This window comes from Pseudomonas sp. CM25 (assembly GCF_013179705.1).
Taxonomy (GTDB): Bacteria; Pseudomonadota; Gammaproteobacteria; order Pseudomonadales; family Pseudomonadaceae; genus Aquipseudomonas.
In genome coordinates, this window is sequence record NZ_JABMCW010000409.1 from 1 (window position 1) to 4,300 (window position 4,300).

At 64.5% G+C, this 4,300-nt stretch carries 6 protein-coding genes; 2 read left to right on the top strand and 4 right to left on the bottom strand.

Features of this window, described 5'->3' with window-relative positions:
- Positions 1 to 136: 136 nt before the first annotated feature.
- Both HP546_RS26685 and HP546_RS26690 read right to left on the bottom strand, forming a co-directional pair.
- Positions 137 to 628, bottom strand: coding sequence for a DUF523 domain-containing protein (locus HP546_RS26685; RefSeq protein ID WP_172231772.1), 492 nt, complete (start codon positions 626 to 628; stop codon positions 137 to 139).
- Positions 615 to 1,247 (bottom strand): 2OG-Fe(II) oxygenase, encoded by a 633-nt coding sequence (locus tag HP546_RS26690; RefSeq protein ID WP_172231787.1) that lies wholly within the window; start codon positions 1,245 to 1,247, stop codon positions 615 to 617. Before HP546_RS26690 ends, HP546_RS26685 begins: the two co-directional genes overlap by 14 nt.
- 113 nt (positions 1,248 to 1,360) lie before the next feature.
- Here HP546_RS26690 and HP546_RS26695 point away from each other — a divergent pair, with 113 nt between their 5' ends.
- On the top strand, positions 1,361 to 2,113 hold the full coding sequence (locus HP546_RS26695; RefSeq protein ID WP_172231775.1) for a DUF2059 domain-containing protein: 753 nt from the start codon (positions 1,361 to 1,363) through the stop codon (positions 2,111 to 2,113).
- On the opposite strand, the gene HP546_RS26700 is transcribed toward HP546_RS26695, so the two are convergent.
- On the bottom strand, positions 2,114 to 3,040 hold the full coding sequence (locus HP546_RS26700) for an alpha/beta hydrolase (protein ID WP_172231778.1): 927 nt from the start codon (positions 3,038 to 3,040) through the stop codon (positions 2,114 to 2,116).
- Between the two features lie 218 nt (positions 3,041 to 3,258).
- On the opposite strand from HP546_RS26700, the gene HP546_RS26705 reads away from it, so the two are divergent.
- Positions 3,259 to 3,822: a DUF6436 domain-containing protein gene (locus tag HP546_RS26705; RefSeq protein WP_172231781.1), complete on the top strand. Its 564-nt coding sequence runs from the start codon at positions 3,259 to 3,261 to the stop codon at positions 3,820 to 3,822.
- A 60-nt stretch (positions 3,823 to 3,882) separates the two neighbouring features.
- Here HP546_RS26705 and HP546_RS26710 read toward each other — a convergent pair.
- Positions 3,883 to 4,300: sugar O-acetyltransferase (locus HP546_RS26710; RefSeq protein WP_172231784.1), on the bottom strand; the 418-nt coding region annotated here is incomplete at its 5' end.

A 4,300-nucleotide genomic window follows, 5' to 3' on the forward strand; every position in this document is an offset into this window, starting at 1 on the left:
ACAGCGGAAAACTGTTCCAGCAGCTCTTTCGGAACCTTTGGTAACTCTCGGAGCGGTTTTTTTTTGGTTGGCATACATGCACCTCTTACTCATGTTATGCCCGAACACAAAATTTCTGACACCCTCCGGCGCCGGACTACCCCAAAGCCCGCTGCGCCTCGTCCAGTTCCAGCTCACTGAACACCTGCACCCCTGCCCGCCGCAGCAACGCCGTGGTAACCCCTTCCCCCAGCACCTTCACGCCACTGAACGTGCCGTCATAGGTCAGCCGGTTGCCACACGAAGGGCTGCCCGCCTTCAGCACCGCCACGCGGATGCCATGCCGTCGCACCAGCGCCAGCGCCAGCTGCGCACCGGCCAGGAACTCGGCACTGACATCCTCGCCCGTCACCGTAATCACCTGTGCGTCGCCATCAAGCACTTGCCCACCCTGCCCGCCGGGGATCTCCGCCGGTGGACGCGGGGTCGGTAAACCTCCGGCTACTTCCGGGCACAATGGCACCACACGCCCTGCGGCCTGCCACTGCTGCAACAGGTCGGGGTGGCCGCTGGCGCGGCCGTCATAGCGCACCGGCTGGCCCAGCAGGCAGGCGCTGACCAGCACTTTGGGCACGTCAGAACGGGTCATTGCCACGTCGCCTGAACCAGCCCGTCAACGACAAACGCTCGCGCCCCGCCGGCAGCACCTCATGGGGCACTTCGCCGGACAGGAACACCACCAGGCAACCCGCCACCGGCTGCACATCGTGCTCGACACCGTCGCCCAAAAACATGCGCAATTGCCCGCCATCATCCGGCTGCCAGTCTTCGTTGAGATACAGCACCGACGAGACCATGCGCCGATCATCGTCGCGGAAGCGGTCCAGATGCCGGCGATAGAAAGCACCGCGTGGATACAGGGCGAAATGGCACTCGAAATCTTCCAGGCCCAGGAACAGGCCCTGGTTGATGGCCAGCCGCAACTGGTCCATGGCCGCCAGGTACTCGTCGCAAGCCTCGGCCTGCCCAGGGTCGATCCACTGGATCTGGTCGCCACGGATGGCTTCGCGCACCTCCTGGGTAGCCCCGCGTCCAACCCCCGCAGGGTTGAGTTCGCCTTCGGCATCGCGGCGCCGGCACTCGGCTGCCAGCGCACGCACCAGGTCGGCAGGCAGAAAGAGTGCCTGCTGGGACCAGCCATGGGTGGCCAGATCGTCGACGACGGCCGCAAGCATCGGGTGTTCAGGGGAGATGTGCATGGCGCGCATCATATCCATTAGCCCTGCCGGCGCACAGCGCCACTTGGCCGAGAAACACGCGCATATCTCGACAAACCGACGCCGGGCCAAGGACAATAGCCATCTGCCGACAGGAGTCCTGAATGCGCCGTCTGTTTTCCCTGATTCTGCTGATGATCTGCACCATGCCTGTCTGGGCAGACAACCTGGATCAACTGTACAAGGCCGCCGGCTGGCCCGACCAGCGCGCCCACTTCAACGATGCCCTGAGCGCCGCCCAGGAACGCTACCGCAACAGTTTGCCCCCCGCCGTGTACCAGGCGCTGGTCAACAACAGCAATCAGCGTTTCCAGGCCCAGGCGGTGGATCGGCGCGCCCAGGCGAAGCTGCGCACAAGCCTGCCCAACCCGGCGCCGGCGCTGGCCTTTTTTCAGTCGCCGCTGGGGCGCAAAGTGGTGGCGGCCGAGCTCAAGGCCACGCGCAAGGACGAACTGGCGAAAAACGCCAAAGGCTTGCCGAAGATTCAAGCCAGCGACAACCGCCTGCTGGTCATCGGTCATCTGGCCCAGGCCCTGCCGGCCCGTGAAGCCGGTGCCGAAGTCAGCCTGGCTATCGCCGGGGTAGCGGCCGACAGCCTCAGTTCGATGATCCCCGGCCTGTTCGGCGGCGGCCAGGCCCAGGGCCTGCTCGACGGCCAGCGACAACGCCTGATGGGCCAGATCGGCGAAGACCTCAACAACACCCTGCTCTACGTCTATCGCGACTTGTCTGACGCCGAACTTGAAGAGTTCGCCACCTTTGCCGAGTCGCCAGAAGGCAAGGCTTACTACCAGGCCGCCCTGGCCGCTGTGCGTGCAGGCCTGGCGGTTGGCCAGAACGCCAACGACCTGAAGTGATCAGCCCAGGCGCTGGTCGATGAAGTCGAAATAGCGCTGGCGAATGCCCGGCAGCTCGTTGGCCAGGTGATGACGGGCCTCAGGCAGCATCAGGATCTGCGGTTCGGCGAACTTGGCCTTGAGCACTTCGAGGTTATAGGCCCAGTCCACCGTAGCGTCGGCCTCCCCCTGCACGATCAATGGTTGCCGCGTACTGCGCGGCGCGGCTTCGATGCGTTTGACCCAGGCAATCAGTGCGCCCACCCAGGCGGTTGGCAGGCGGCGCGGTTGCAGCGGGTCGGCCTCGAGGAACGCCAGGAAGGCCGGGTCATTGGTGTTTGCGCTGAAGCGCCGTTCAATGCCATTGACGAAGTGCCGCAGCACCCGGTAACTGAACTTCGACCAGCGCCAGGAACAAGGCCGCACCAGCGGGGCCAGCAGGATTACCTGGCCATCGATGGGGCTGCGGGCGCCCTGGGTCAGCAGGTGGTCAACGGCGATGGCGCCACCGGTGCTCTGCCCACACAAGTGCCAGGGGCGCGGCAGTGGTAGCGTGCGCGCCTGTTCGAACAAGGCATCCAGCACTTGCTGGTACACCGCGAAATCACTGATGCTGGCGCGCTCGCCGCTGGACAGGCCATGACCGGGCAAGTCGCAGCTGATGACTGCGTAACCCTGCTGCAACGCCCACTCGATCACGTGCCTATAGAGGCCCATGTGGTCGTAGTAGCCGTGCAACAGGAACAGCGTCGCGCTCGGCTGGTCGGGTAGCCAGGCCTGCCCGACCACATCGAAGCCCGCCGCCTGAAAGCCGCCCAGCCAACTTTGCGCCGGCATGTCCAGGCCATAGAAACGCTGGTAGTCCCGGGCTTGCGCCGACAGCGGCTGACGGGCAGTCAACGGCGCCAGGCTGGTGCGCAGGTGGTCAGGGTCAAAGGCGGTGGGCATAGGGTACATCCACAGTGAAGCAAGTATTGATCTGGGATATTCAGCTCTGGCCCGCGTCATGGCAAGCTTGGGCTATGTGTCACCTGTACGGGTGCTGTCGCCGGCAAGCCAGCTCCCACAGGGATATCACCGGGTTTCAGGCCTGTTGGTAACCTGTGGGAGCTGGCTTGCCGGCGACAGGACCAGTGAGCCCACCACAAAATTACCCGCGGATATCCATGCAGACCCGCCTTGTAAAACCCGCCCTGATCACCGTTACCCTGCTGCTCTGCGCCGCCCTGCTGTGGCAAGCCTACACCAGCTTCCAGGCCAGCTACCTGCGCCCGTTCGACAACCAGGCCACGCTGTTCGAGGGCAGTCAGTTGCAGCTGCCCGCAGAGCTGGCCGGCCCAGGGCCGGTCCGTGTGGTGCACTTCTGGGACCCGGCCTGCCCCTGCAACGTCGGCAACCAGCAACACCTGGGCGACCTGGTCAGCCAGTTCGGCGACCTGGGTGTGAGCTTCCATGTGCTGCAAAAGCCCGGTAGCCACGGCCAGCTACCCGCCAACCTCACTGCGCTGAAGCCGCTTGCCAGCCTGCCGGGCAGCGAACACCTGCCCGCCTCCCCGGCAGTGGCCATCTGGGACCGGCAAGGCAACCTCGCCTACTTCGGCCCCTACAGCGAGGGCGCCGTGTGCAACGCCAGCAACAGCTTCGTGGAGCCCATCATCAAGGCCTTGCTAGAGGGCCGGCCCGTGCAGGCCAGCAATACATTGGCCATAGGGTGTTACTGCCCCTGGTAGATAGCGAGTACCCGATAGATATCTACAGCGTCAGGCCGAGGGAGGAATTTTACCGTAGCGTCAACCACGCACCCGCGCCGGGTTACCCACAACCGTCACCCCCGCCGGCACATCCCGGGTCACCACACTGCCAGCACCCACCACTGCGTTGTCGCCAATGGTCACCCCCGGCAGGATGATCGCCGCGCCGCCGATCCACACGTTGTTGCCAATGGTCACCGCCCGCCCGCTTTCCAGCCCGCTGCGCCGCAGGTCAGCGTCCAGCGGGTGGTCGGCGGTGTAGATCTGCACATTCGGGCCGATCTGGCAGTCGTCACCGATACGCACCGGCATCACGTCGAGAATTACGCAGTTGAAGTTCATGAAGGTATTGCGGCCAACGCTGATGTTGTAGCCGTAGTCACAATAGAACGGCGGGCGGATCACCGTGCCTTCGCCAACCTGGCCAAAGTGCTCCAGCAATAGCCCATGGCGTGCG